The sequence below is a fragment of the Clostridium sp. ATCC 25772 genome (genome assembly GCF_001573875.1).
GTDB lineage: Bacteria > Bacillota > Clostridia > Clostridiales > Clostridiaceae > Clostridium_J > Clostridium_J senegalense.
Genome location: NZ_LFRG01000008.1, coordinates 21,523 through 44,169 on the forward strand (window position 1 = coordinate 21,523; position 22,647 = coordinate 44,169).

At 27.6% G+C, this 22,647-nt stretch carries 22 protein-coding genes and 1 riboswitch; of the genes, 18 read left to right on the forward strand and 4 right to left on the reverse strand.

The window, feature by feature from the left end; translation table 11 throughout:
- Window positions 1–495 precede the first annotated feature (495 nt).
- Window positions 496–1,791, forward strand: coding sequence for a histidine--tRNA ligase (gene hisS, locus AZI32_RS03840; RefSeq protein ID WP_061994582.1), 1,296 nt, complete (start codon window positions 496–498; stop codon window positions 1,789–1,791).
- Window positions 1,792–1,930: 139 nt separating this feature from the next.
- A complete protein-coding gene (locus tag AZI32_RS03845) occupies window positions 1,931–3,235 on the forward strand; it encodes a Na+/H+ antiporter family protein (protein WP_061994583.1) in 1,305 nt (434 codons plus the stop codon).
- Window positions 3,236–4,181: 946 nt separating this feature from the next.
- Here the strand turns inward: AZI32_RS03845 and AZI32_RS03850 are convergent.
- The gene (locus AZI32_RS03850; RefSeq protein WP_061994584.1) at window positions 4,182–4,625 is read right to left on the reverse strand and encodes a GNAT family N-acetyltransferase; all 444 of its coding nucleotides are present in this window, start codon (window positions 4,623–4,625) and stop codon (window positions 4,182–4,184) included.
- Between the two features lie 472 nt (window positions 4,626–5,097).
- On the opposite strand from AZI32_RS03850, the gene AZI32_RS19095 reads away from it, so the two are divergent.
- The 7 genes from AZI32_RS19095 (at window position 5,098) to AZI32_RS03885 (ending at window position 10,572) form a co-directional block, all read left to right on the forward strand.
- A complete protein-coding gene (locus tag AZI32_RS19095; RefSeq protein WP_061994585.1) occupies window positions 5,098–5,388 on the forward strand; it encodes a hypothetical protein in 291 nt (96 codons plus the stop codon).
- A gap of 215 nt (window positions 5,389–5,603) precedes the next feature.
- Window positions 5,604–5,707: riboswitch (TPP riboswitch) on the forward strand.
- 134 nt (window positions 5,708–5,841) lie between these two features.
- A complete protein-coding gene (gene thiS, locus AZI32_RS03860; RefSeq protein WP_061994586.1) occupies window positions 5,842–6,033 on the forward strand; it encodes a sulfur carrier protein ThiS in 192 nt (63 codons plus the stop codon).
- A complete protein-coding gene (gene thiF / locus AZI32_RS03865; RefSeq protein WP_061994587.1) occupies window positions 6,034–6,837 on the forward strand; it encodes a sulfur carrier protein ThiS adenylyltransferase ThiF in 804 nt (267 codons plus the stop codon).
- Window positions 6,827–7,618, forward strand: coding sequence for a thiazole synthase (locus tag AZI32_RS03870; protein WP_061994588.1), 792 nt, complete (start codon window positions 6,827–6,829; stop codon window positions 7,616–7,618). Before thiF ends, AZI32_RS03870 begins: the two co-directional genes overlap by 11 nt.
- A complete protein-coding gene (thiH, locus tag AZI32_RS03875) occupies window positions 7,618–8,727 on the forward strand; it encodes a 2-iminoacetate synthase ThiH (RefSeq protein WP_061994589.1) in 1,110 nt (369 codons plus the stop codon). The genes AZI32_RS03870 and thiH overlap by 1 nt, the downstream gene beginning before the upstream one ends.
- An 11-nt stretch (window positions 8,728–8,738) precedes the next feature.
- Entirely contained in the window at window positions 8,739–10,049 is a 1,311-nt protein-coding gene (gene thiC, locus AZI32_RS03880) for a phosphomethylpyrimidine synthase ThiC (RefSeq protein ID WP_061994590.1), read from the forward strand.
- Window positions 10,027–10,572: a thiamine phosphate synthase gene (locus AZI32_RS03885; RefSeq protein ID WP_061994591.1), complete on the forward strand. Its 546-nt coding sequence runs from the start codon at window positions 10,027–10,029 to the stop codon at window positions 10,570–10,572. Before thiC ends, AZI32_RS03885 begins: the two co-directional genes overlap by 23 nt.
- A 108-nt stretch (window positions 10,573–10,680) precedes the next feature.
- Here AZI32_RS03885 and AZI32_RS03890 read toward each other — a convergent pair whose 3' ends face one another.
- Together AZI32_RS03890 and AZI32_RS03895 are read right to left on the reverse strand one after the other, a co-directional pair.
- Window positions 10,681–11,196, reverse strand: coding sequence for a GNAT family N-acetyltransferase (locus tag AZI32_RS03890; protein ID WP_061994592.1), 516 nt, complete (start codon window positions 11,194–11,196; stop codon window positions 10,681–10,683).
- Between the two features lie 42 nt (window positions 11,197–11,238).
- Complete coding sequence (locus AZI32_RS03895) at window positions 11,239–11,583, reverse strand: SdpI family protein (protein WP_061994593.1); 345 nt, start codon at window positions 11,581–11,583, stop codon at window positions 11,239–11,241.
- Window positions 11,584–12,944: 1,361 nt separating this feature from the next.
- Here AZI32_RS03895 and AZI32_RS03900 point away from each other — a divergent pair.
- The 3 genes from AZI32_RS03900 to AZI32_RS03910 all read left to right on the forward strand — a co-directional run bounded on the left by AZI32_RS03900 (window position 12,945) and on the right by AZI32_RS03910 (window position 16,541).
- Complete coding sequence (locus AZI32_RS03900; protein WP_061994594.1) at window positions 12,945–14,144, forward strand: MerR family transcriptional regulator; 1,200 nt, start codon at window positions 12,945–12,947, stop codon at window positions 14,142–14,144.
- 66 nt (window positions 14,145–14,210) lie between these two features.
- The gene (locus AZI32_RS03905; protein ID WP_061994595.1) at window positions 14,211–15,386 is read left to right on the forward strand and encodes a DegT/DnrJ/EryC1/StrS aminotransferase family protein; all 1,176 of its coding nucleotides are present in this window, start codon (window positions 14,211–14,213) and stop codon (window positions 15,384–15,386) included.
- 33 nt (window positions 15,387–15,419) lie between these two features.
- Window positions 15,420–16,541: a DegT/DnrJ/EryC1/StrS family aminotransferase gene (locus AZI32_RS03910; protein ID WP_061994596.1), complete on the forward strand. Its 1,122-nt coding sequence runs from the start codon at window positions 15,420–15,422 to the stop codon at window positions 16,539–16,541.
- A gap of 288 nt (window positions 16,542–16,829) precedes the next feature.
- Here AZI32_RS03910 and AZI32_RS03915 read toward each other — a convergent pair whose 3' ends face one another.
- Complete coding sequence (locus tag AZI32_RS03915; protein ID WP_061994597.1) at window positions 16,830–17,369, reverse strand: GNAT family N-acetyltransferase; 540 nt, start codon at window positions 17,367–17,369, stop codon at window positions 16,830–16,832.
- A 276-nt stretch (window positions 17,370–17,645) separates the two neighbouring features.
- Here AZI32_RS03915 and AZI32_RS03920 point away from each other — a divergent pair, with 276 nt between their 5' ends.
- The 6 genes from AZI32_RS03920 to AZI32_RS19005 all read left to right on the forward strand — a co-directional run bounded on the left by AZI32_RS03920 (window position 17,646) and on the right by AZI32_RS19005 (window position 21,628).
- Window positions 17,646–18,101 (forward strand): MarR family transcriptional regulator, encoded by a 456-nt coding sequence (locus AZI32_RS03920; protein ID WP_010296659.1) that lies wholly within the window; start codon window positions 17,646–17,648, stop codon window positions 18,099–18,101.
- A gap of 1 nt (window position 18,102) precedes the next feature.
- On the forward strand, window positions 18,103–18,648 hold the full coding sequence (locus AZI32_RS03925; RefSeq protein WP_061994598.1) for a cyclase family protein: 546 nt from the start codon (window positions 18,103–18,105) through the stop codon (window positions 18,646–18,648).
- Window positions 18,649–19,097: 449 nt separating this feature from the next.
- Window positions 19,098–19,817 (forward strand): iron-sulfur cluster repair di-iron protein, encoded by a 720-nt coding sequence (gene ric / locus AZI32_RS03930; protein ID WP_061994599.1) that lies wholly within the window; start codon window positions 19,098–19,100, stop codon window positions 19,815–19,817.
- Between the two features lie 12 nt (window positions 19,818–19,829).
- Window positions 19,830–20,636 carry a DUF438 domain-containing protein gene (locus AZI32_RS03935; RefSeq protein ID WP_061994600.1) on the forward strand — a complete coding sequence of 269 codons (807 nt, stop codon included), beginning with the start codon at window positions 19,830–19,832 and terminating at the stop codon, window positions 20,634–20,636.
- Window positions 20,637–20,753: 117 nt separating this feature from the next.
- Window positions 20,754–21,467, forward strand: a complete 714-nt coding sequence (locus tag AZI32_RS03940; protein WP_061994601.1) for a Crp/Fnr family transcriptional regulator — start codon at window positions 20,754–20,756, stop codon at window positions 21,465–21,467.
- 32 nt (window positions 21,468–21,499) lie between these two features.
- On the forward strand, window positions 21,500–21,628 hold the full coding sequence (locus AZI32_RS19005) for a hypothetical protein (RefSeq protein WP_275934970.1): 129 nt from the start codon (window positions 21,500–21,502) through the stop codon (window positions 21,626–21,628).
- Window positions 21,629–22,647 lie beyond the last annotated feature (1,019 nt).

Here is a 22,647-nt window from a genome sequence, read left to right on the forward strand (position 1 = left end):
TCAAATAAGCTATTATATATAAGTATAGGTTGCATTGCCATAATATGAACCTATAGCTTATTAAAAAAATGTATCAAATTTGAACGTTGAGTTAAAATATAGTAAAGAAATAAATTTAGACTTTACAGAAGAAATTTATGGATGTATAATAGGTTTAAATTATTTATAAGTTAAAATAAAATTGAAATACAAACAAGAAAAGTAACAAAAAAAGTAAAATGTTTAGAAAAATAATTTATATTATATATAAAATTTTAGGAGGAAAATTATGAGTACACTTAATAGAAACAAAGTATATTTTATGCATCATCATCACTAGAGACTTGATCTGCTTAATTGTAGATACAAGTCTATTGCCGTAGGCTTGTATCTCTAGGTGATGATAAATTAAGTGTAAACATAATTTATTTAAACCGTGTAGGTATATGCCTACACGGTTTTTTGTCGTATAAGGAATGTGAAAAGAAATAAATTTAAATTAAGGAGAGAATAAAAATGAAAAAAGAAATAATCAAACCGAGTATATTACCAGGATTTATGGAACTATTACCAAATGAGCAAGAAAAATTCAATGACATAGTAAATAAAATTTTAAATGTATATGAAAAGAACGGTTGTTTAGCTATAGACACTCCTATAATAGAAAAAGCTAATGTGCTTCTTGCAAAAACCGGTGGTGAAACGGAAAAGCAAGTTTATAGTTTTACAAAAGGAAAGAATGATTTAACACTAAGATTTGATTTAACAGTGCCTTTTGCTAGATATGTAGCCCAACACTATAATGAATTAACTTTTCCATTTAGAAGATATCAATTAGGAAAAGTGTATAGAGGTGAGAGAAATCAAAAGGGTAGATATAGAGAATTTTACCAATGTGATATAGATGTTATAGGCAAAGATAAATTAGCTATAGAAAATGATGCTTGGGTTATAAGTTTAGCGTCAAAAGCATTTAAGGAAATAAAACTTAAGGATTACAAATTTCAAATTAGTAATAGAAAAATATTAAAAGGAGTCTTAAAGGGTCTAAAAATAGAAAACTCAAATGAAGTTATGATGTTGATAGATAAGTACGACAAAATTGGCAAAGGAAAGTTTATTGAAGAACTTACATTTTTAATAGGAAATGAAAAAACTTTATATTTAAGCGATATTTTAGATATTAAGGGAAGTAATAAAGAGATATTAGACTCTCTTGAAAGACTAAATATTAAAGAAGATTATTTTATAGAAGGAGTAAATGAGCTTAAGAAAGTAAATGAAATTCTAAAAGTTTTAGGTGTTGAGGAGAATGAATTTGAAATTAATTTGAAAATTATTAGGGGGTTAGATTATTATACAGGAACAGTTTTTGAAACTTTACTAATAGGAAATGAAACTTATGGTTCAATATGTTCAGGGGGAAGATATGATAATTTGGCAGAAAATTATACAGATAAGATATTACCAGGTGTAGGAATTTCTATAGGTATGACAAGGTTATTTTTTGTTTTAAAAGAAATAGGATTTATAGAAAACTATAATGTGAAAGGAAAGTTAAATTATTTAATAATACCAATAGGTGATACATTAGAATATTGTGGAACTGTTATGAAAAGTCTAGAGAAAAAGGGTTATGGAGTTACTATATATTTTGAAGAAGATTCTTTAAAAAAGAAAATGAATTATGCCAATAAATTAGGTATAGAAAATGTAATTTTAATTGGTGAAGAAGAGAAAATAAAAAATGAAGTAAAGGTAAAAAACATGATTCTAGGAAAGGAATTTGTAACAGATTATAACAATTTATAGAAAACTAATGTGAAATTTAAGTTTATAAAATAAATTTAAATGAGAGATTGTTTCACTATAAAAATAGATAAGTAGAAACTAAAAATTAATAAGGAAACTGGTATATTCCAGTTTCCTAAAATTAAAGGAGAAGCATATTATGAGTTTATTTAATCCTGTTATCATATCTATTACAGTAATGATAGTTTTATGTCTTTTAAAATTAAATGTAATACTATCATTGTTAATTTCAGCTATAGTTGCTGGAATTACAGCAAATCTAAGTGTGGGACAAACTATGTCCTTATTAATAGACGGAATGGGTGGAAATTCTGAAACAGCCCTTAGTTATTTATTGTTAGGAGCTTTGGCTGTAACAGTAAATAAAACAGGTCTTTCAATTATACTAGCTAAAAAAATATCTAAGGTAGTTAAAGAAAACAAATTTACTTTTATATTAATAATAGCAGTTATAGCTTGTTTTTCTCAAAATCTTATTCCAGTACATATAGCCTTTATACCAATCTTAATTCCAGCACTTATACCTATTATGAATAAATTGAAAATTGATAGGAGAGCTGTTGCCTGCGCCTTAACATTTGGATTGAAGGCTCCATATATAGCTATACCAGTAGGATTTGGACTTATATTTCAAAATATTATAAGAGATCAAATGATAGCTAACAATATAGAAGTTACAAATAACATGGTAAGTAAAGTAATGTGGATACCAGGAGTGGCTATGATTATTGGACTTTTAGTAGCTATATTTTTTAGCTATAGAAAACCTAGAGAGTATAAAAATGTAAATTTAGAAGAGTTTTCAAATGATAATGAAGATATAAAAATGACAAAGATTCACTGGACTGTATTAATGTCTGCTATAGTAGCTTTTGTGGTTCAAATTTTGACAGGGTCGCTACCATTAGGTGGGTTATGTGCAATTATAGTTTTAATTGTAACAAGAACTATTAAATTTAATGAAATTGATAATTTGATGAATGGTGGAATTAAAATCATGGGTTTTATAGCCTTTGTAATGCTTGTAGCTGCTGGATATGGAAATGTATTAAGAGAAACAGGCGCTATAGAATCTTTTGTTAATTCTATAGTTGTATTAGTAGGACAAAGTCAATTTCTTGGAGCATTACTAATGCTTTTAGTAGGACTTCTTATAACTATGGGAATAGGAAGTTCTTTTGGAACTATTCCTATATTAGCAACTATATACTGTCCATTAGGACTTAAATTAGGTTTTAGTCCTTTATCTGTAATTATATTAATTGGAGTTGCAGGAGCATTAGGAGATGCAGGGTCGCCAGCATCAGATAGCACTCTTGGACCAACATCTGGACTTAATATAGATTCCCAACATGACCATATTTGGGATACCTGCGTGCCAACATTCCTGCACTATAACATACCACTATTTATATTTGGATTAGTAGCTGCTTTGATTTTTTAATATAAGAACAGAGGGATAAGTTGAAAATTTAATCCGATTTTATAAATAAGGTTTAACCTTTAACTATCTAAAAATTATAAACAACCAACTATTTAAAGGTCTACATCCATTACAAGAGGGACAGACGCGTTAAGGTCTATTTTACCATACTTTAGGATAGATACTTTTGATGATTCTAGTTTCTCTTCAACACTACTCAAAGTCGGTCCCCGATATCATAGTTTTGTCAAAACTTCTAAACAAGCAAATTACCTAAATTTTTACGCCGTAACAAAAGGTACTCTTCTAGTTAACAGTTAATAGTGAGCAGTTAAAAGTTACGGTTATTACTACTCATTCTATTCCTAGTAATACTGAACGTAGTTTTATCTAAAAATTTAAATAATCAATATTATATAGTTTTTCTTCCATCACAAATGGGACAGGCACGATAAGTTTATTTTCTTCGTTGCGATTTGATGCTCTAATAATTTTACATTACTAACATAATAGTTCAAAGCCAGTCCCTAACAACTACGCTACTTTGTAGCTCAAGTACTGGTTCTTTACTTGATATTTTACTTTATCTAGCCTATTTTATTGAGTATTAAAATTTTTTATGGTTGTACAACTAAATGAACCTGTCCTTCTTGTTATGGCTAAGTATTTTGAATACAATTGTATCTAACTTTATATCCTAAATTTATATTTTACTCTATTAAATTAAAAAGAAACTGGATTTAATCCAGTTTCAAACTCAACTCTTAACTCCCTTAGGGACTGGCTAACGCTTCTTACTTACGGCAGTTAAATTCAAAGAGTTTATCTTTATTTTATGGAACTACATTTGTCGTGCCTGTCCCATTTGTTACGGTGTTATACTTAGGTATTAATCTTTACTTTATGTTTATTACTAACTTAAGTTTTATCTAATTCAACAAACTACTTAAAGATAAAAAAATCATTATTATTTACCGAAAACTATTAAATCATCAATTATTTTAAAATCATTTTTCTCATAAAACTTTTGTGCTGGATAACCTTTTTCTGTGTTTAATATCATTCCGTTCATTCCCTGATTTTTAATATTTTTTTCTATTTCTTTCATGAACCAACTTCCAATACCTTTTCCCTGCATTTCATAACCAACACAAAATTGGTCAATATAATATTCCATACCTTCTATCCATGGCTTTTTCATACCAACACTTAATGCTACAATTTTGTCATCTAACATAGCTACATAACCTAGAAAGTAGTTATTATTAAAGTGATTATTGAAGAAATTAACTACTGGATCTCTTGAGTCGTAAACATCATTCCATGGTTCTTTAGAGAATGTGTTTATAAATAAATCAACACATTGATCAAGCATATGTTTTTTCATTTCTAATATAACTAAATTTTTCATTTTATTCTTACCCTCTGTTTCTTAATAAATATTTAAAATATTATAACATAAGTTTGTAAACGCAACAATTTTTACAAATAAAATAAATTTGAAATTAATATTCTACTGTTAGTTAACAGCTTATTTTAAGTAATATAGGGTTCCAAGTTGACTCTTAAAGTTATTCATTCCAAAACTTGGATACCTAAAATAGTGAGACATGCTCCGAATCACTTAGAATTCAACACTACATCTTGTGTAAAAATATTTTAAGGTTGTTGAATAAATTTAAATTGGAGCTTGTTTCCCTATAGTATTTATATGTTTAAATTAAATGTGAAATAGTGTAATGTATATTTATGTTAATATAAGGAAGTTTAAAGTAATACATTTAATGTTTATATTATTGATAGGAGATTAAAATGAAATTTAAAGAATTTGGAAATAGGGAATTACCTACGATAATATTTTTACACGGTGGAGGATTATCTTGGTGGTCTATGAAAAATTTTTAGCAGTACCAACTTACAAAATGTTTTATGGTTTAATAAGGAAAAAATGGTTTTCAAAATTACAAGCAAAAATACTGAATGTTCCTGAAGAAATGTTTGAACGTTATTATAAGGATAGTTTAAATATAACAAAAGAATCTTTAGTTAATATTACACTAAGTAATGGAAATTATATATTGAAAAACACAATTAAAAATACAAAAGCTAAGGTTCTAATTATTGTAGGAGAAAGAGTTAAAGATTATGAAAAAATCAGCAGAAAAACTGCATAACAGTATTTTAAATAGTCATTTGTATATAGCTAAAAAAATGGGACATGGGGAACTTAGCTTAGTTAATCATGAGGAGTATGTTAGCCTCATTAGAAATTTTTTATGAAACAAATGTAGTATTTTTTTATCGCAATAGCCTCAATTGGAATTGTATATATAAATAAACAAGTATTTACAATATAGTTTTGTAGAGGTATAATGAATTTAACTTAATAGAGATTTACTAGGGGAGCCAATAGTGGCTGAGAGGAATTTTAAGTTTCGACCCTTTGAACCTGATATGGTTAACACCAACGTAGGGAAGTAATTTTGGAAAATATTTAAATTTGAAATAAAATTATAACATATATTTTCATAAGAGCTTACCAGTTGGTAAGCTCTTTTTTATATGCAAAAAACATAGCAAAACCCCATAGTAGCTTTATTAAGATGATTTTAGAGAGGAGGGATAGCATGATTGTAAACGGTAAAAAAAAGAATTATGAAGGCTTTTCAGTTAGTGAAATGATAAAAGACTTAGACCTTGATGCAGATAAAATTGTTGTTGAACTGAATTTAGAAATATTACCTAAGGATGAATACGATAAAACAATATTAAAAGAAGATGACAAAATAGAAATAGTTGCTTTTGTTGGAGGGGGATAAATGCTTATTAAGGTGAATGGAAGAAGCTTTGAAATAAGTGAAAATGTATCTATAAATAATATAAAAGAAAAAATGTATTCTAATTCAGATATGGTAATTATAAACGGGTTTCCAATAAAAGAAGATAAGATTTTAAAAGATAAAGATGAATTGACTTTTATAAAAAAGGGTGAAAAACCAAAAAAAGAAGAACTAGAAACACTAATGGTTTCTAGACATACAAAAGGTGTATTTGAAAAACTAAAGAAGTCAGTAGTAGGTGTTGCGGGTTTAGGTGGACTTGGTTCTAATATAGCAATATTTTTAGCAAGAATAGGAGTCGGAAAGTTAGTATTAGTAGATTTTGATGTAGTAGAGCCAAGTAATTTAAATAGACAACAATATTATATAAGGCATATAGGGATGAAAAAAACTGATGCAATTAAAGAAATTATTAAAGAAATTAATCCCTATATTTTAGTAGAAGTTGTAGATAGATATTTAGATAAAGACAATGCTATCTATACCTTTAAAGAATGTGATGTTGTTATAGAAGCTTTTGATAATGCAAAGTGTAAAGCAGAGCTTGTAAATGCTATTTTACTTGATACAAATAAATATATTATCAGTGGAAATGGAATGGCAGGCAGTTTTTCATCTAATTCTATAATTACTAAAAAGATTAATAGTAGATTTTATGTTTGTGGAGATGGAGAAAATGAGGCAAAAGAAGGTTCAGGTCTTATGGCTCCAAGAGTAAGTATAGCTGCAGGTCATATGGCAAATATGGCAGTGAGAATATTACTAGGTGATGATGAAGTGTAGAGGGGGAAATGTTGTGAATGATAAATTTATAATTGGCGGAAAAGAGTTAAATTCTAGATTGTTTATTGGAACAGGTAAGTATGCATCAAATTCTATTATTCCTGAAATAGTTAAAAGTTCAGAAGCTCAAGTAATTACTATGGCAGTAAGGCGAATAAATTTTGATGATAAAGAAGAAAATGTAATAAACCATATACCTAAAGATATGGTATTGCTACCAAATACATCAGGGGCAAGAAATGCAGAAGAAGCAGTGAGGATTGCTAGACTTGCAAAAGCTATGGGATGTGGAAACTGGATTAAAATAGAAGTAATAAACGATTCAAAGTATCTTTTGCCAGATAATTTAGAAACTTTAAAAGCTACAGAAATATTAGCTAAAGAAGGTTTTGTAGTTTTACCGTATATGAATCCTGACTTAGCAATGGCAAAACGAATGATAGAAGCAGGTGCGGAAGCTGTTATGCCATTAGGGGCGCCTATCGGAACCAATAGAGGCTTAAAAACAAAAGAATTGATAGAAATAATGATAGATGAATTAAATAAACCAGTGATTGTAGATGCAGGTATTGGGTTACCTTCTCATGCTTGTGAAGCAATGGAGTTGGGAGCTAGTGCGGTTCTTTTAAATACTGCAATATCATCAAGTAATAACCCTATTCTTATGGCAAGCGCTTTTAAAAAAGCTGTAGAAGCTGGAAGGGAAGCATATTTGGCTAAAGCTGGAGTTGTATCTAAATTTGGAAACGCATCATCACCTTTAACTGGATTTTTAGAGTAATGTCATTTTTAAAGGTTATAGAAAAATACGAAAAATTTAATTTTGAAGATTATTTTAATAGGGTTACAGAGGAAGATATAAAAAGGTCTATATACAAAAACAAATTAAATGAAGAGGATTTTTTAAATATAATATCGCCCAAAGGTGAAAAATATCTAGAAGAAATGGCTCAAAAAGCTCATGAAATATCTAATAGGTATTTTGGAAAAACCGTTCTTTTATATACACCATTATATATTGCTAATATGTGTGTTAACAGATGTGTTTATTGTTCTTACAATCATGATAACAATATTTTAAGAGCAAAGTTAACTATGGAAGAAATAGAAAAAGAAGCGAAGGCTATAGCTAAAGAAGGGTTTAAACATATAATTCTTTTAACTGGTGAAAGTCCTAAAGATACACCAATAGAATATTTAGTAGATGCAATAAAAGTACTTAAGGATTATTTTCCTTCAATTACATTAGAAGTACAACCATTAAGTGAAGAAGATTATAAAAAAGCTATAGAGGCAGGTGCTGATGGATTAACAGTTTACCAAGAAGTATATGATAGAGAAATATACAAGAAAGTACATTTAGGTGGTCCAAAAAGAAATTATAATTTTAGGCTTGATGCACCAGAAAGAGGTGCAAAAGCGGGTATGAGAAATATAAGTGTAAGTGCACTGTTAGGATTAAATGATTTTAGAAAAGAAGTGTTTTTAACAGCATTACATGGGAAATATATTAAAGATAATTACCCAGGAGTAGATGTAGCTTTTTCGGCACCAAGAATACGTCCTCATGCTGGAACTTTTCATGATATATATCCAGTAAGTGATAAAAACTTAGTTCAGTGTATTTTGGCATTAAGATTATTTCATAATAACTCAGTTATAAATATATCTACAAGAGAATCAGCAAGTTTTAGAGAAAAATTGATTCCACTAGGAGTTAATAAAATGTCAGCTGGTGTATTAACAGAAGTGGGAGGACACTGTAAAGACACAAAGGGCAAAGGGGAATCACAATTTTTAATAAGTGACCAAAGTAGTACAGAAGATGTGAAAAAAATGATAAAGGGATTAGGGTATCAACCAATTTTTAAAGATTGGGAAAGAATTTAGGGGGAATAAAAATGAATTATACAACACAAATGGATGCAGCTAAAAAAGGCATAATTACAAAAGAAATGGAAATAGTAGCAAAAAAAGAACAGATAGATGTACAAGCTCTAAGAGATTTAATTGCTAAAGGACAAGTAGTAATTCCAGCTAATAAAAATCATAAATCTTTAAGTCCTGAGGGTATAGGAAAAGGAATGAAAACAAAAATAAATGTTAATCTGGGAATATCAAAAGATTGTTACTTTATAGAAAAAGAAATGGAAAAGGTAAAAAAAGCAATAGAGATGAAGGCAGAGTCTATAATGGATCTTTCTAACTATGGGAAAACTGCTGAATTTAGAAGAAATCTTGTAGAGTATTCACCAGCTATTATAGGAACAGTGCCAATTTATGATGCTATTGGTTTTTATGATAAGGAATTAGATGAAATAACAGCGAAAGAATTTTTAGATGTTGTTGAGAAACATGCAAAAGATGGTGCAGATTTTGTTACAATCCACGCTGGATTAAATAAAGAAGCAGCTGATACATTTAAAAGAAATAAAAGATTAACTAATATTGTTTCAAGAGGTGGCTCATTATTATTTGCATGGATGGAAGTTAATAATAAAGAAAATCCATTTTATGAATACTATGATAGATTATTAGACATTTGTGAAGAGTATGATGTTACTTTAAGTCTTGGAGATGGATGCCGACCAGGATGTAATGCAGATTCTACTGATGCAGTTCAAATTAAGGAATTAATAACATTAGGAGAACTTACACTAAGAGCATGGGAAAGAAATGTACAAGTTATAATTGAAGGTCCTGGACACATGACATTAGATGAAATTAAAACAAATGTGCTTTTAGAGAAAAAACTTTGTCATGATGCTCCATTTTATGTTTTAGGACCACTAGTAACAGATATAGCACCAGGTTATGACCATATTACTTCAGCAATTGGTGGAGCTATAGCAGCAGCGGCAGGAGCAGATTTTTTATGTTATGTTACACCAGCAGAACATTTAAGATTACCAAATATAGAAGATATGAAAGAAGGTATAATTTCAACTAAAATAGCAGCTCATGCAGGAGATTTAGCTAAGGGTATTAATGGAGCTAGAGAATTGGATGACGCTATGAGCAAGGCAAGAGCAGATTTAGATTGGGATATGATGTTTAAATTAGCTTTAGATAGCGAAAAACCTAAAAGATACAGAGAAGAATCTATGCCTGAACATTCAGATACCTGCACAATGTGTGGTAAAATGTGTGCCGTTAGGAATATGAATAAGGTATTGAAGGAAAAAGAAATTGATATATTTAATAACAAATAGACAGCTTGTACAAAGTGATGAAGAGTATTTTCAAAAGATAGAAGCTGCTGTAAAATATGGCATTTGTAGAATAATATTGCGTGAAAAAAATGTTTCTGATGATGTCTTATTAAAATACGCAAAGACTATTACAAAAATAATAGAAAATACTAACTGTAAATTAATAATAAATTCTAATGAATTTGTATATAAAAAAGTGAAACCTTATGGAATACACTTACCTTTTGAAATGTTTTTAGGGTATGAAAAGAAAAAGGATGAAATAGTAGGAGTGTCAATTCATTCTTCAGAAGAAGCAATAAAAGCAGATAAACTTGGAGCCACATATATTTTAGCATCTAATATATATGAAACAAAATGTAAGGAAGGTTTAAAAGGAAAAGGTGTAAAATTCATAGAAGAGATAAAAAAATATGTCTCTTGCAAAGTAATTGCATTAGGTGGAATAAAACAAGACAACATGAAAGAAGTTTACAACTCAGGAGCTGATGGAGTTGCCATGATGAGTGCTTTTATGAACTAACTTTATTATAAGATTTTGTTTCAAATTTTATAATTATTATAACTAAAGTGGACAAGTTTATCTTTGTCCACTTTACTATTTAATTCCTATAGCATTTCGAGTTAACTCCTATAAAGTTTTCCAATACCTTCTTGTAAGTATTTTTTGTCCATCTATAAGGTTCTGTACTTTATCTTGAAGTACCATATCATTATTTTCCATTATTTTAGCAGAAGCATAATTATCATCATCACAAGTGATTAGAATTCTTGAAATATCCATCTCCTTTGCTTTTTCTAACGCCAGTTTAAGCATAAAAGTTCCATAGCCTTTATTCCATTCAGAATAGCGAATGCCATACCCTATATGACCACCATATTGTAGTAGTGCATCGGTGAGAGTATGCCTAATGCTAATTTCCCCTATAAACAAGTCTTTCTCATCGTCAACAAGCCAAAAATAACTTGCCCCAACCCTATTGGGCTTTAAATTACGCTCATTTTTATAATTATCATATTTCACAAATATATCATAGGATCTTGCATCATTAAACGCATATGTTGCGACATGGTTATCCTCATATTCGTCATATGCTTCAATATATGATTTCAAATACTTTTTATTTGGTTCTATAAGTTTAATCATAAATATCCCTCCTAATTTGTATAATTTAAACTATCTAAATAATTATTTGTGAAATTTAGATTTTAGCTTCATTTCAATAAATGGTATAGGCATAATTAAAGCAACTAATCCTATTCCTACATTTATAAGACTTAAATATTGTGATTCTATAGGAATAATTAATTTTAATAGAACGATAAGTATAAACAATATAATGCCTATTTTAAACCAAAGCTTACCACATAAAGTATTAGCATAGTCCCAAGCCTCTTTTGATTCCATAGAACGGGTTGTTCTATAACCACAAACATTATTAATTTCTTTAGGTGGTTTATTACCAATTATTTTACCTAGAATTATCATTGTAACAGGAAGTAATAAATCTATAAACCAGAAAAAAATCTCCATAATTCCTCCTTAATAATACATTATTTTAAATATATATAAGTATTATATTACATTTTATACCACTGGATAATAAATTCAATACTTAAACTATACACTTATACATTAAAACCAAAGTATTAGGTACTGGTTCTTTGTCTATTAGATGATGGGAATACAGCATTTGTGGAATCTATATTTAAAACAAAGAAACTAGCCCAAAATGAACCTGTCCCTCTTGTTACGGCGCAAAAGTTTAGGTGAGTTGCTTGTTTAGGTGTTTTGACAAAACTATGATATCAGGGACCGACTTTGAGCAATTTAGAAGAGAATGTAAAATCAACAAAAGTATCAAGTCTAAAGTATAGTAAAGTAGCCAATTACGCGTCTGTCCCTCTTGTTATGGATTAAAAATTTTGGTTAATTGCTTGTTTGGGAGTCTTAGATAGCTTTTTAGAAATTAACAAAGGACAAAGGACAATCAATTAGGAATTGACATTTGACAATTATGGAGGAAACTGGACTACCAGTTTCTTTGAATTTAAGGGAGTAAAATTTATATTTGGGATATAAAACAAACTAAAGCTATATTTAGGGTTTATACCCGTAACAAATGGGACAGGCACGAATAGTGTAGTTCCATAAAATAAAAAGCAGCTCTTATAATTTAAGTATGGTAAATAAAAAAGTTAGCCAGTCCCTGAAATAGTTAAAAGTTAATAAGCAATAGTTAAAGGTTGAGGTGGAAACGGAGCTTTAGTTTCTCTAAATTAAAGAGAGTAAAATTTCTGTACTTAATAAAACAGGCTAGATAAAGTAAAATATCGAGCAAAGAACCAGTACTTGAGCTACAAAGTAGCGTATTTGTTAGGGACTGGCTTTGAACTATTATGTTAGTAATGTAAAATTAGGAGAGTATCAAATGGTAGCAAAGAAAATAAAACTTATCGTGCCTGTCCCATTTGTGATGGAAGAAAAACTATAATTTATTGCTTGCTAAAGAGCTTAGATAAAACTATGATAGGGACTGACTTTGAGTGGTGTTTAAGAAAGGTAAAATCAATAGAAGTATCAAGTCTAAAGTTTATAAATAATGTTGAAAAAGATAAAGTTTTGTAGAACAAAAAACATTACTCTACAATATAATATGTAATGATTAGAATTATATATTATATAAAAATAGCTTTAAAAGTTAATTTATTAACAAGTTAATATAATAAATTAAAAACTTCATTATTTTTTATAATAATATCATTATTAAAAAAATATTATAAAAAACTATTGACGTTGACGTTACGTCATGAGTTAATATATAATTGTATAATGTTACTAAATATAAATTATTATCTTGTATTAAAAAGAGAAATTGAAAGGATTTATGCTAAATGAAAGATAATTTAAAAGAACAATTTACTGTAGGTGAGTTTGCTAAAAAAGCAGGTGTAACTTTAAGAACTTTAAGGTATTATGATAAAATTGATCTTTTAAAACCTTCTTCATACAATGAAGCTGGTCATAGATTATATAGCAAAGAAGATTTTCCTAAGTTACAAAAGATATTAACTTTAAAGTTTATTGGATTATCATTAGATGAGATAAAAGATATTATGACAGAAGATTTAAAGGATAATGATTTTAAGAAATCTCTAAAAATACAAAAGAAAATAATTAAAGAAAAGATAAACCACGAGTTTAATGTAATTCAAGCAATTGATGAAACATTAAATATGATAGAAGAAGATAAAAATTTAAATTGGAACAAGTTTATAAACATAATAAGCTTAATAAATAAGGATAATAAGTGGATGAAGCAATATAAAGATGCTTCAAACTTAAAAGCTAGAATAAACATCCATGAAAAATTTAGTATTAACGAAGAAGGTTGGATGGAATGGTTCTTTAAAGAACTACCATTAAAGGAAAACTGTAAGGTTCTAGAACTTGGCTGTGGTGATGGTAGCTTATGGGCTAAAAATTATAATAAAATACCTAAAGGTTGGGAAATTTATATAACGGATTTTTCAGAAGGTATGCTTAAAGATGCTAAGTCCAATTTAAAAGGAAAACTTAAAAGATTTCATTTTAATGTTGAAGATGCTGAGAATATTTCCTATGAAGATAAAACTTTTGATATAGTTATAGCAAACCATATGTTATATCATTTAAATGATATAGAAAAGGCTTTAGGGGAAATAAAAAGAGTTCTTAAAAAAGATGGATATATATTTGCATCTACTGTCGGAAAAAGTCATATGATGGAAATGAGAGATTTTCTATCAAAAGTTGATGAAGAAATATTAGAAGTTGAAAGTTTTAATTTGACTAATAAATTTCAAATTGAAAATGGATATGATATTCTATCAAAGGTTTTTAAAGATGTAGAAAGCAAAAGATATATGGATAATCTTAAGATAACAGAAGAAAAGGCACTAATTGATTATATAATTTCTATGGAAAGTGATATAGTCAAAAGACTTAATGAAAATAAGCTTATAGAATTAGAAAAAATACTTGAAAAAGAAAAAGAAGAAAAAGGATATATTTATATAACTAAAGATACAGGATATTTTAAAGGAAGAAAATAAAGATTTTAAATAGTATTAAAAACTTTTTAAATAGATAAAATAATAAATAAAAGGAGCGATTTTAAAATGAGTAAAAAAATACCATTTTCACCACCAGATATTACAGAAAAAGAAATAGAAAATGTAGTTGAGGTTTTAAAATCAGGATGGATTACATCTGGTCCTAAAGTTTTAGAATTTGAAGAAAAAATGAGAACTTATTGTGAATCTGAAAATGCAGTAGCATTAGGTAGTGCAACTGCTGGTATGGAGCTTATACTAAAAGTTTTTGATATAAAAGAAGGCGATGAAGTAATAACAACTCCATATACTTACACAGCAAGTGCAAGTGTTATTCTACATAGAGGAATAAAACCAAAATTTGTAGATGTTGCAAAAGACAGTTTTATAATGGATTTAGATAAATTAGAAAAAGCTATAACTGAAAAAACAAAGGCGATAATAACTGTAGATTTTGCAGGAGTTCCTGTAGATTATGATAAAGTAAGAGCTATACTTAAAAAATTAAATAGAGAAGATATATTACTTATAGCAGATTCTGCCCATTCTTTTGGTGCTTCATATAAAGGAAAAAAAGTTGGAACACAATATGATTTTCACGTATTTTCATTCCATGCAGTTAAAAATTTAACTACATCTGAAGGTGGTGGAGTAACTTTCAATAACAACCACTTACATGGAAAAGAAGATATATTCCGTGAGTTAAAATATACTTCATTACACGGACAAACAAAAGATGCATTATCTAAAATGAAAGCTGGAGCTTGGAAATATGATATAGTAACTGATGGATTTAAGTGCAATATGTCTGATTTACATGCTGCAATAGGTGTTGTTCAATTAGATAGATATGAAGGCATGTTAGAAAAGAGAAGACAAATATTTGATATTTATAATAAAGCTTTAGAAGGCAAAGACTGGGCTATAATTCCATTTTCTAAAAATGAAGAAATGGAAACATCATATCATTTATATCCTTTAAGATTAAAAGGATTTGAAGAGGATGATAGAAATAAAGTGATAGAAGAGTTAGCTAAAAAAGACATAGCAACTAATGTTCACTTTACACCACTTCCAATGTTTACACTATATAAGCAATTAGGATATAAAATAGAAGATTATCCAAATGCATATAATCAATATAAAAATGAAATAACACTTCCAGTGTATTCAACACTAGATTTGGAAGATGCAAAATATGTAGTAGAAGAACTTATCAAGGCAGTAGAATCAGTAAAATAAAATAAATATTTTTATAAAAAAGGAGAGATATTAGTGAAAGTAGGATTTTATACTTCAAAAAGAGAATATGATGAAAAGATGGAAGAATTTAATGAAGCTATACTAAATTCAATAAGAAACGGAGTTCAAACTCTAGGTGATGATGTAAAAGCTTTTGAAAAAGAAATACAAGAATATACAGCTGCACAGCATGCTATTGGGGTAGCTTCAGGAACAGATGCATTAGTTATGGCATCAGATATATTAAATTATAAAGATGGAAATGAAATAATAACTTCACCATTTACTTTCTTAGCATCAACATCATGCTTAGCAAAACACAAAGGAAAACCAGTATTTGTAGATATAGATGAAGAAACATTTAATATAGATACTACAAAAATTGAAGAAGCAATAACTGATAAAACAGTTGGAATTCTTCCAATTCACTTATTCTGCCAAATGGCTAATATGGATGATATAATGGATATAGCTAAAAAACACAATTTATCTGTATTAGAAGATGCAGCAGAAGCTTTCGGAATGCAATGGAAAGGAAAAGGAGACACTTATAGACATGCAGGAACTATAGGTGATATGGGAATATATTCTTTCTTCCCTACAAAAACATTAGGAGCTTATGGTGATGGTGGATTAATCACTACAAATAATGATGAACTTGCTGATTTAACAAAAATGCTTAGAGTACACGGTGCAAAAGAGAAATATCATTATGAGTATATAGGATATAACTCAAGACTTGATAACATTCAAGCAGCTGTACTACGTATAAAATTAAAATATATCAATGATTCAATTGAAAAGAGAAACAAAATACACGATTTATATGTTGAAAGATTAAAAGATATACCTGAAATAACTTTACCAAAAGTTAAAGGTGATCAAAAACCTGTTTATTATGTATTTAATGTAACATGTGATAAGAGAGATGAATTAAATCAATATTTAAAAGATAATGGAATAGGAACAAGTATATACTATCCAATACCATTACACCTTCAAAACTGCTTTAGCTATTTAGGATACAAAAAAGGAGATTTCCCAGTAGCTGAAAGAGTATCAGAAAGAATACTAGCACTTCCAATCTATCCAGAATTAAAAGAAGAAGAAGTAGAGTATGTTTGTGAAAAAATAAGAGAATTCTATAGAAAATAATAATTTTAAAATTAAGAAATAAAACTGCCTCAAAATAGACTATGAATCTATTTTGGGGCAGTTTTTTATGGGTTTAGACCTTCTGCTTTATTAATGTTAATAAGTAATCATAATTAAGTTATAAATAATTATAGGGAAACAAGCTCCAATTTAAATTTATTCAATAACCTTAAAATATTTTTATACAAGATGCAGTGTTGAATTCTAAGTAATTCGGAGCATGTCTCACTATTTTAGGTATCCAAGTTTTGAAATGGATAATTTTAAGAGTCAACTTGGAACCCTATATTAAGAGTTATTGCTAAATCTAAAAATTATTTTTTCATCTCCATCTGTTGTTTTATTAATGAATTCAGTGTAATTATTGTTAGTATAATCTTTTAATAAATTTCTCCAAAAGTTTTGTGTTGGGATATTATTCTCTGCAGGGCTTGTATGTAATTCCCATTTTCCAATAAACATATCAAAAATGTTTTTTACCGCAGCGTAACCAACCCCTTTCCTTCTAACTGGTTCAACTACAAATAATGCATTAATAAAATAATCACTTTTTTCAAAGGAATTTGGTTTAACTTTCGATACCAAAGCATACCCAACAGGTCTATCAAAGGCATAAATAATAAATGGAAATAACTCATTAGGTTTTTTAGTCCAAGATTCTCTTTTATCACATAATTCTTGTAATGTTTTACAATTATCGTAGGAAAATACACCATATTTATTGGGAAGTTCATTGTATACTTTCGCTACATATTGTCTAAAAAGTGGAATAAAGTTTTTAATTATAAAAAAATCATTTTTATCTGCTAATTTAATAGTAATGTTCATTTTGACACCTTTTAACTTTCTTTTGAAGTATTTAACTATTATTCAATAGTTTGTATTTATATTATACATAACTTTTAAATTAAAATTCTAGAAAAAGTATAAAATAAATCAAACTTCCTTGGTTACTTGTACAATCTATTTTTAAATAAATTATATTTATTAAACTTAGTTTTAAAAGAATATATTGTTGACAAGGAAACAAAAATAATATAATATTATTTCCAAGGAAACAAAAATAAAAATCTTGTTTTAAAAATCAGTAAAGAGGTGATTAAAATGAATGATATAATTATAAATAAATTTAAAGAGATATATGAGAAAGAAGAATTATTAGGTAAGCTAGTTTTTAAAGGAGAATATGAAAACTACGGAATTTCAGAAATACACTGCATAGATTTAATAGGTAAAATAGAAAATCCTAATGTTACTAAAATAGCTAAAGGTATGAATATGACAAGAGGGGCAATAAGCAAGATTAGCAAAAAGCTTATAAATGCTAAGCTGATAGAAACATATAAAAAACCTAATAATGATAAGGAAATATATTTTAAATTAACAGACTTAGGTAAAAAATTATATAAACATCATGAGACAAAGCATAAAGAATGGGAAGAACGAAATGATGTGTTTTTTAAAAATGTATCAGAAAAAGAACAAGAAGTTGTAGCTAATTTCTTAATAAAGTTTAATAACTATTTAGAAGAAATAATAAAATCAAAGGGAGATATATAATATGAATTTACATTTAAAAGAATTTAATATTCCAGATAAAATACTAAAATGGGGTGATTCACAACCAGCACATCAAAGACAGCATATAGGAACACATATAGATTGCTATAATCTAACAAATATAGAATTGCCATCAGAAATAGAGACGCAAATAATAGATGTTAGAAATATAGAAGTTATAGATATTAACGTAATAGATAGTATATCTATTAAAGAAAACTCTTTTATAATTTTCAGAACAGGATATTTAGAAAAGTATGGATACGGAAGTGAAGAATATTTTAATTCCAATACAAGGCCATATTTAACTAATAAGATTGTAGATAAATTATTAGATTATAATGTAAAATTAATAGGAATTGATTTAGGTGGAATACAACATGGAAAGGAACATGTTGTAATAGATAAATATGTTGAAAATAATGGTGCTTATGTTGTTGAAAATATATGTAATTTAGATAAGGTTGGTTTAGAATTTAAAGCAAATTTAAATTGGATTCAACTTGAAGGGGCTACAGCAATACAGGTTGAAATAGAAACTATATAAGCTAATTACTTATAAAATCTATACCTATTTCTGAAGATACTAGTGTTGTTTTATATAGATAGTTAAGTGAAGAAGTTAATAAAATAAAATCTTAAATAAGATTGAATAGTAAAATAGGGGATAAGTATTATTATTATCGGCTATTTAAATTTAAGAATACCTATATCTGTTGGATATAGGTATTTTTAATATGTTTAAAATTCAATTTATATAAAAATAATTTGTCATAGTTAAAGGTATTAAAGTTAGATGATTAATTTAAAAATAGATTATAAAAAAATAAAAATGATTTTAAAACATATTTATTAAAAACTTGATTACAATCACATTTTTATTTTTTTGTTTTATATATAATTTAGTCATAAACACAGAGTAAAAGTTTTGAATTTAGTTTTAAAAGATTCTATAATAAAAATTAAAAATTTTGAAATATAGTGGAGGAAATTAATATGATAAAAAATATAAATGAAAATAAAAAAATAAATAAAAATTTAAGTTTAGGTGAATGTGTTATCATTTATCCAGGAATTGTAGAGAAATTTAATAATATGCAATTAGATTATTGTTGTGGTGGAAATAAAAATTTAGAGGTTGCATTAAATGAAAAAGGAATTGATGTAGATAAGTTTATTAAAAATGTAAATATAGAATTTGATAAATTTGTAGCTAATAATTCTTCATATGTAAACTGGAATGAAAAATCTTCAGAAGAATTAATCAATCATATAATAAATGTTCATCACATTAAAACCTTTGAATTATTAAATGATATTAGTCCTTTATTATTAAAAGTATTTAAAGTTCATTATAATCATTTACCAGAAGTTTTAAAAAGAGTTAATAAACTTTTTGGAACACTAAAATTTGAATTGGAAGAACATTTAATAAAGGAAGAAAAAGAGTTGTTTCCAAAAATAATTGAACTTGGAAAAATAATTAATAAGAATGAAAGAAAGCAGCTAATAGAAGAAATACAAAGTTTTATAGAAGAACATGAAGTAGCTGGAGATATAATCAAAGAACTAGATACTATTACAGATGGTTATGCTGCTCCAGAATGGGCGTGTACAAGTTTTGAATTATTATATTCAAAATTGCATGAACTTGAAAAAGATTTATTTATTCATATTCATAAAGAGAATAATATTTTATTTAAAAGATATAAATAAGGGGTGGTTAAATTGAAAAACAACACAATTATATTAAATATAGGAGCAAGCAAAACTGCTAATGAAGAAAAAATAAAGGAATTGACTATTGTTTTAAAAGAGTTAAATAAATATGGAATAACAGAAGATTTAAAAGAAAAGGGATTAAATTTAGTTAAGTCAATAACACCTCTAGAACTTTCTATAGCAGAACAAAGTTTAATAGAAGAGGGGATGAATCCCAGTGAGTTAAGGCATCTATGCGAAATTCATATGATGGTTTTGAAAGATGAACTTGAAAATTTACAAAGTAATATATCAAAAGGACATGTTTTATATACATTAATAGAAGAGCATGAATTGATTTTAAGTTTTTTAAGAGAACTAGATGAAGTAACAAAAATAATACTAGATATGGGAAATTTTGATGAAAATAGAGTAGAATTTGAAAAGGTAACTAAATTAATTGATAATATATTAGATGCTGAACTACATCATAAAAGAGAGGAAGATGTCTTATTTCCAGAACTTGAAGTAAGAGAAGTTACCGGACCAACTAGAATAATGAGACTTGAACATGAAGAGTTAAGAAAAAAGAAAAAGGAATTAAAAAAGTTAAGTGAATCAGTTTATGATATGGATTTCAATGAATATAAAATGAAGCTGAAAAAACTTTCAAATGATATTTGTTTTGAATTAAAGGACCATATCTTTAAAGAAAATTACATATTATATCCTACAGCTTTAGAAAGTATTAAAAGTGAAACTAAGTGGGATGAAATGAAAATAAAATGTGATAACATAGGATATTGTAGTTTTACTCCTGAGGATTGCAAGTAATAAAATATATTCTATTAGTTTATAATAAAAAGTATTAATATGTTTATAAATATATTAATACTTTTTGTATTTTGAAATATGAATTAAGTGTGCAATTTTTATTAGGAGGTGTTTATTTTGGATTGTGATTTTTGCTGTGAAAAGTGTGCAAGTAAATTATATGCAAAGGAAATACCTATATTTGAATCTCTTTCTAAAGAAGAATTAGATAGAATAATAGATATAAGAAAGCATATGAGCTTAGAAAAAGGAGAAAGCTTATTTTTAGAAGGGGATAAAGTTTCAAAATTATTTATTATAAGTGAAGGAATGGTTAAATTAAGTAAAAATACTGCTTCTGGAAAAGAACAAATATTAAACATATTAAGTGTTGGAGATTTTCTTGGAGAGAGCAATATATTGGGAGAAACTTCTGAAAGTAATGTATCTGCAATTGCTATTAAAAATACTGAATTATGTACAATTTCAAGAAATGACTTAAAAGAAATATTATTTTCAAATCCTTCAATTTGTTTAAAACTTCTTTCTGAACTAAACAAAAGATTAATAGAAGTAGAAAATTTATCAAAAAATCTATCAAATAACAGTCCAGAAGCAAGAATATGCTGTATGCTCTTAGAGTTTTCAGCGAAATATGGAAAGAAAACTAATATGAATATAGAAATAAATTTGCCACTTAATAGAGAGGGAATGGCTAATTACTGTGGAATAGCAAGAGAAACATTGAGCAGAAAATTAGCCTTATTAGAAAATGAAAATATAATAAAGCTTATAGGTACTAAAAAAATAATAATAAATGACTTAGAACTACTGGAAACAAAAATATTTTAGATAAAATAAAGAGTAGTTGTTAGGGACTGGCTTTGAACTATTATGTTAGTAATGTAAAATTAGGGGAGCATCAAAAGGTAGCAAAGAAAATAAAACTTATCGTGCCTGTCCCATTTGTGATGGAAGAAAAACTATATAATATTGATTATTTAGATTTTTAGATAAAATAACCACAACTATTAACTGCTCCCTATTAATTTTTAACTGAAAAAGTTTCATTCATGATGGAGCAATACTGAGAACAATTACCTATTTAGATTATTCACTAAAACCAAAGTATCAGGTACTGGTTCTTTGCTTATTAGGTGATGGGAATACAACATTTGTGGAATCTACAGCTAAAACAAAGAAACTATCCGAAAATGAACCTGTCCCTCTTGTTACGGTGCAAAAATTTAAATAGTTGCTTGATTAGGAGTTTTAGATAGCTTTTTAGAAATTAACAATGGACAAAGGGCAATTAATTAGGAATTGACATTTGACAATGGAGAATTGACAATTATGGAGGAAACTGGACTACCAGTTTCTTTGAATTTAAGGGAGTAAAGTTTCAGTTTAAGATATAAAACTAAACAAAAGCTATATTCAAAGTCTACAGCCGTAACAAGAAGGACAGGCGTACCAAAGCATGTTTTCCATAAGTTATTTTTTTAGTGAAATTGAAAGATTATCAATAAAACCTAAATTAATCAAAGCCAGTCCTAAAATAGCAGCTTTGCTGTGTATATGTTCGGGACCGACTTCGAGTAATATTGGAGAGAAACTAAAATCAACAAAAGTATCAAGCCTAAAGTATAGCAAATTAGCCTTAAACGTGTCTGTCCCTCTTGTTATGGAGGTAGAATTTTAAATAGTTGCTTGCTTAGGAGTTTTAGATAGCTTTTTAGAAATTAACAATGGACAAAGGACAATTAATTAGGAATTGACATTTGACAATGGAGAATTGACAATTATGGAGGAAACTGGACTACCAGTTTCTTTGAATTTAAGGGAGTAAAATTTCAGTTTAAGATATAAAACTAAACAAAAGCTATATTCAAAGTCTACAGCCGTAACAAGAAGGACAGGCGTACCAAAGCATGTTTTCCATAAGTTATTTTTTAGTGAAATCGAAAGATTATCAATAAAACCTAAATTAATCAAAGCCAGTCCTAAAATAGCAGCTTTGCTGTGTAGATGT

Bases quoted from the DNA above. Each gene is read 5' to 3' on its own strand.
- hisS (WP_061994582.1), top strand. From the start codon at position 496: ATGAAAAAAGAAATAATCAAACCGAGTATATTACCAGGATTTATGGAA.
- AZI32_RS03845 (WP_061994583.1), top strand. From the start codon at position 1,931: ATGAGTTTATTTAATCCTGTTATCATATCTATTACAGTAATGATAGTT.
- AZI32_RS03850 (WP_061994584.1), bottom strand. From the start codon at position 4,625: ATGAAAAATTTAGTTATATTAGAAATGAAAAAACATATGCTTGATCAA.
- thiS (WP_061994586.1), top strand. From the start codon at position 5,842: ATGATTGTAAACGGTAAAAAAAAGAATTATGAAGGCTTTTCAGTTAGT.
- thiF (WP_061994587.1), top strand. From the start codon at position 6,034: ATGCTTATTAAGGTGAATGGAAGAAGCTTTGAAATAAGTGAAAATGTA.
- AZI32_RS03870 (WP_061994588.1), top strand. From the start codon at position 6,827: ATGAAGTGTAGAGGGGGAAATGTTGTGAATGATAAATTTATAATTGGC.
- thiH (WP_061994589.1), top strand. From the start codon at position 7,618: ATGTCATTTTTAAAGGTTATAGAAAAATACGAAAAATTTAATTTTGAA.
- thiC (WP_061994590.1), top strand. From the start codon at position 8,739: ATGAATTATACAACACAAATGGATGCAGCTAAAAAAGGCATAATTACA.
- AZI32_RS03890 (WP_061994592.1), bottom strand. From the start codon at position 11,196: ATGATTAAACTTATAGAACCAAATAAAAAGTATTTGAAATCATATATT.
- AZI32_RS03895 (WP_061994593.1), bottom strand. From the start codon at position 11,583: ATGGAGATTTTTTTCTGGTTTATAGATTTATTACTTCCTGTTACAATG.
- AZI32_RS03900 (WP_061994594.1), top strand. From the start codon at position 12,945: ATGAAAGATAATTTAAAAGAACAATTTACTGTAGGTGAGTTTGCTAAA.
- AZI32_RS03905 (WP_061994595.1), top strand. From the start codon at position 14,211: ATGAGTAAAAAAATACCATTTTCACCACCAGATATTACAGAAAAAGAA.
- AZI32_RS03915 (WP_061994597.1), bottom strand. From the start codon at position 17,369: ATGAACATTACTATTAAATTAGCAGATAAAAATGATTTTTTTATAATT.
- AZI32_RS03920 (WP_010296659.1), top strand. From the start codon at position 17,646: ATGAATGATATAATTATAAATAAATTTAAAGAGATATATGAGAAAGAA.
- AZI32_RS03925 (WP_061994598.1), top strand. From the start codon at position 18,103: ATGAATTTACATTTAAAAGAATTTAATATTCCAGATAAAATACTAAAA.
- ric (WP_061994599.1), top strand. From the start codon at position 19,098: ATGATAAAAAATATAAATGAAAATAAAAAAATAAATAAAAATTTAAGT.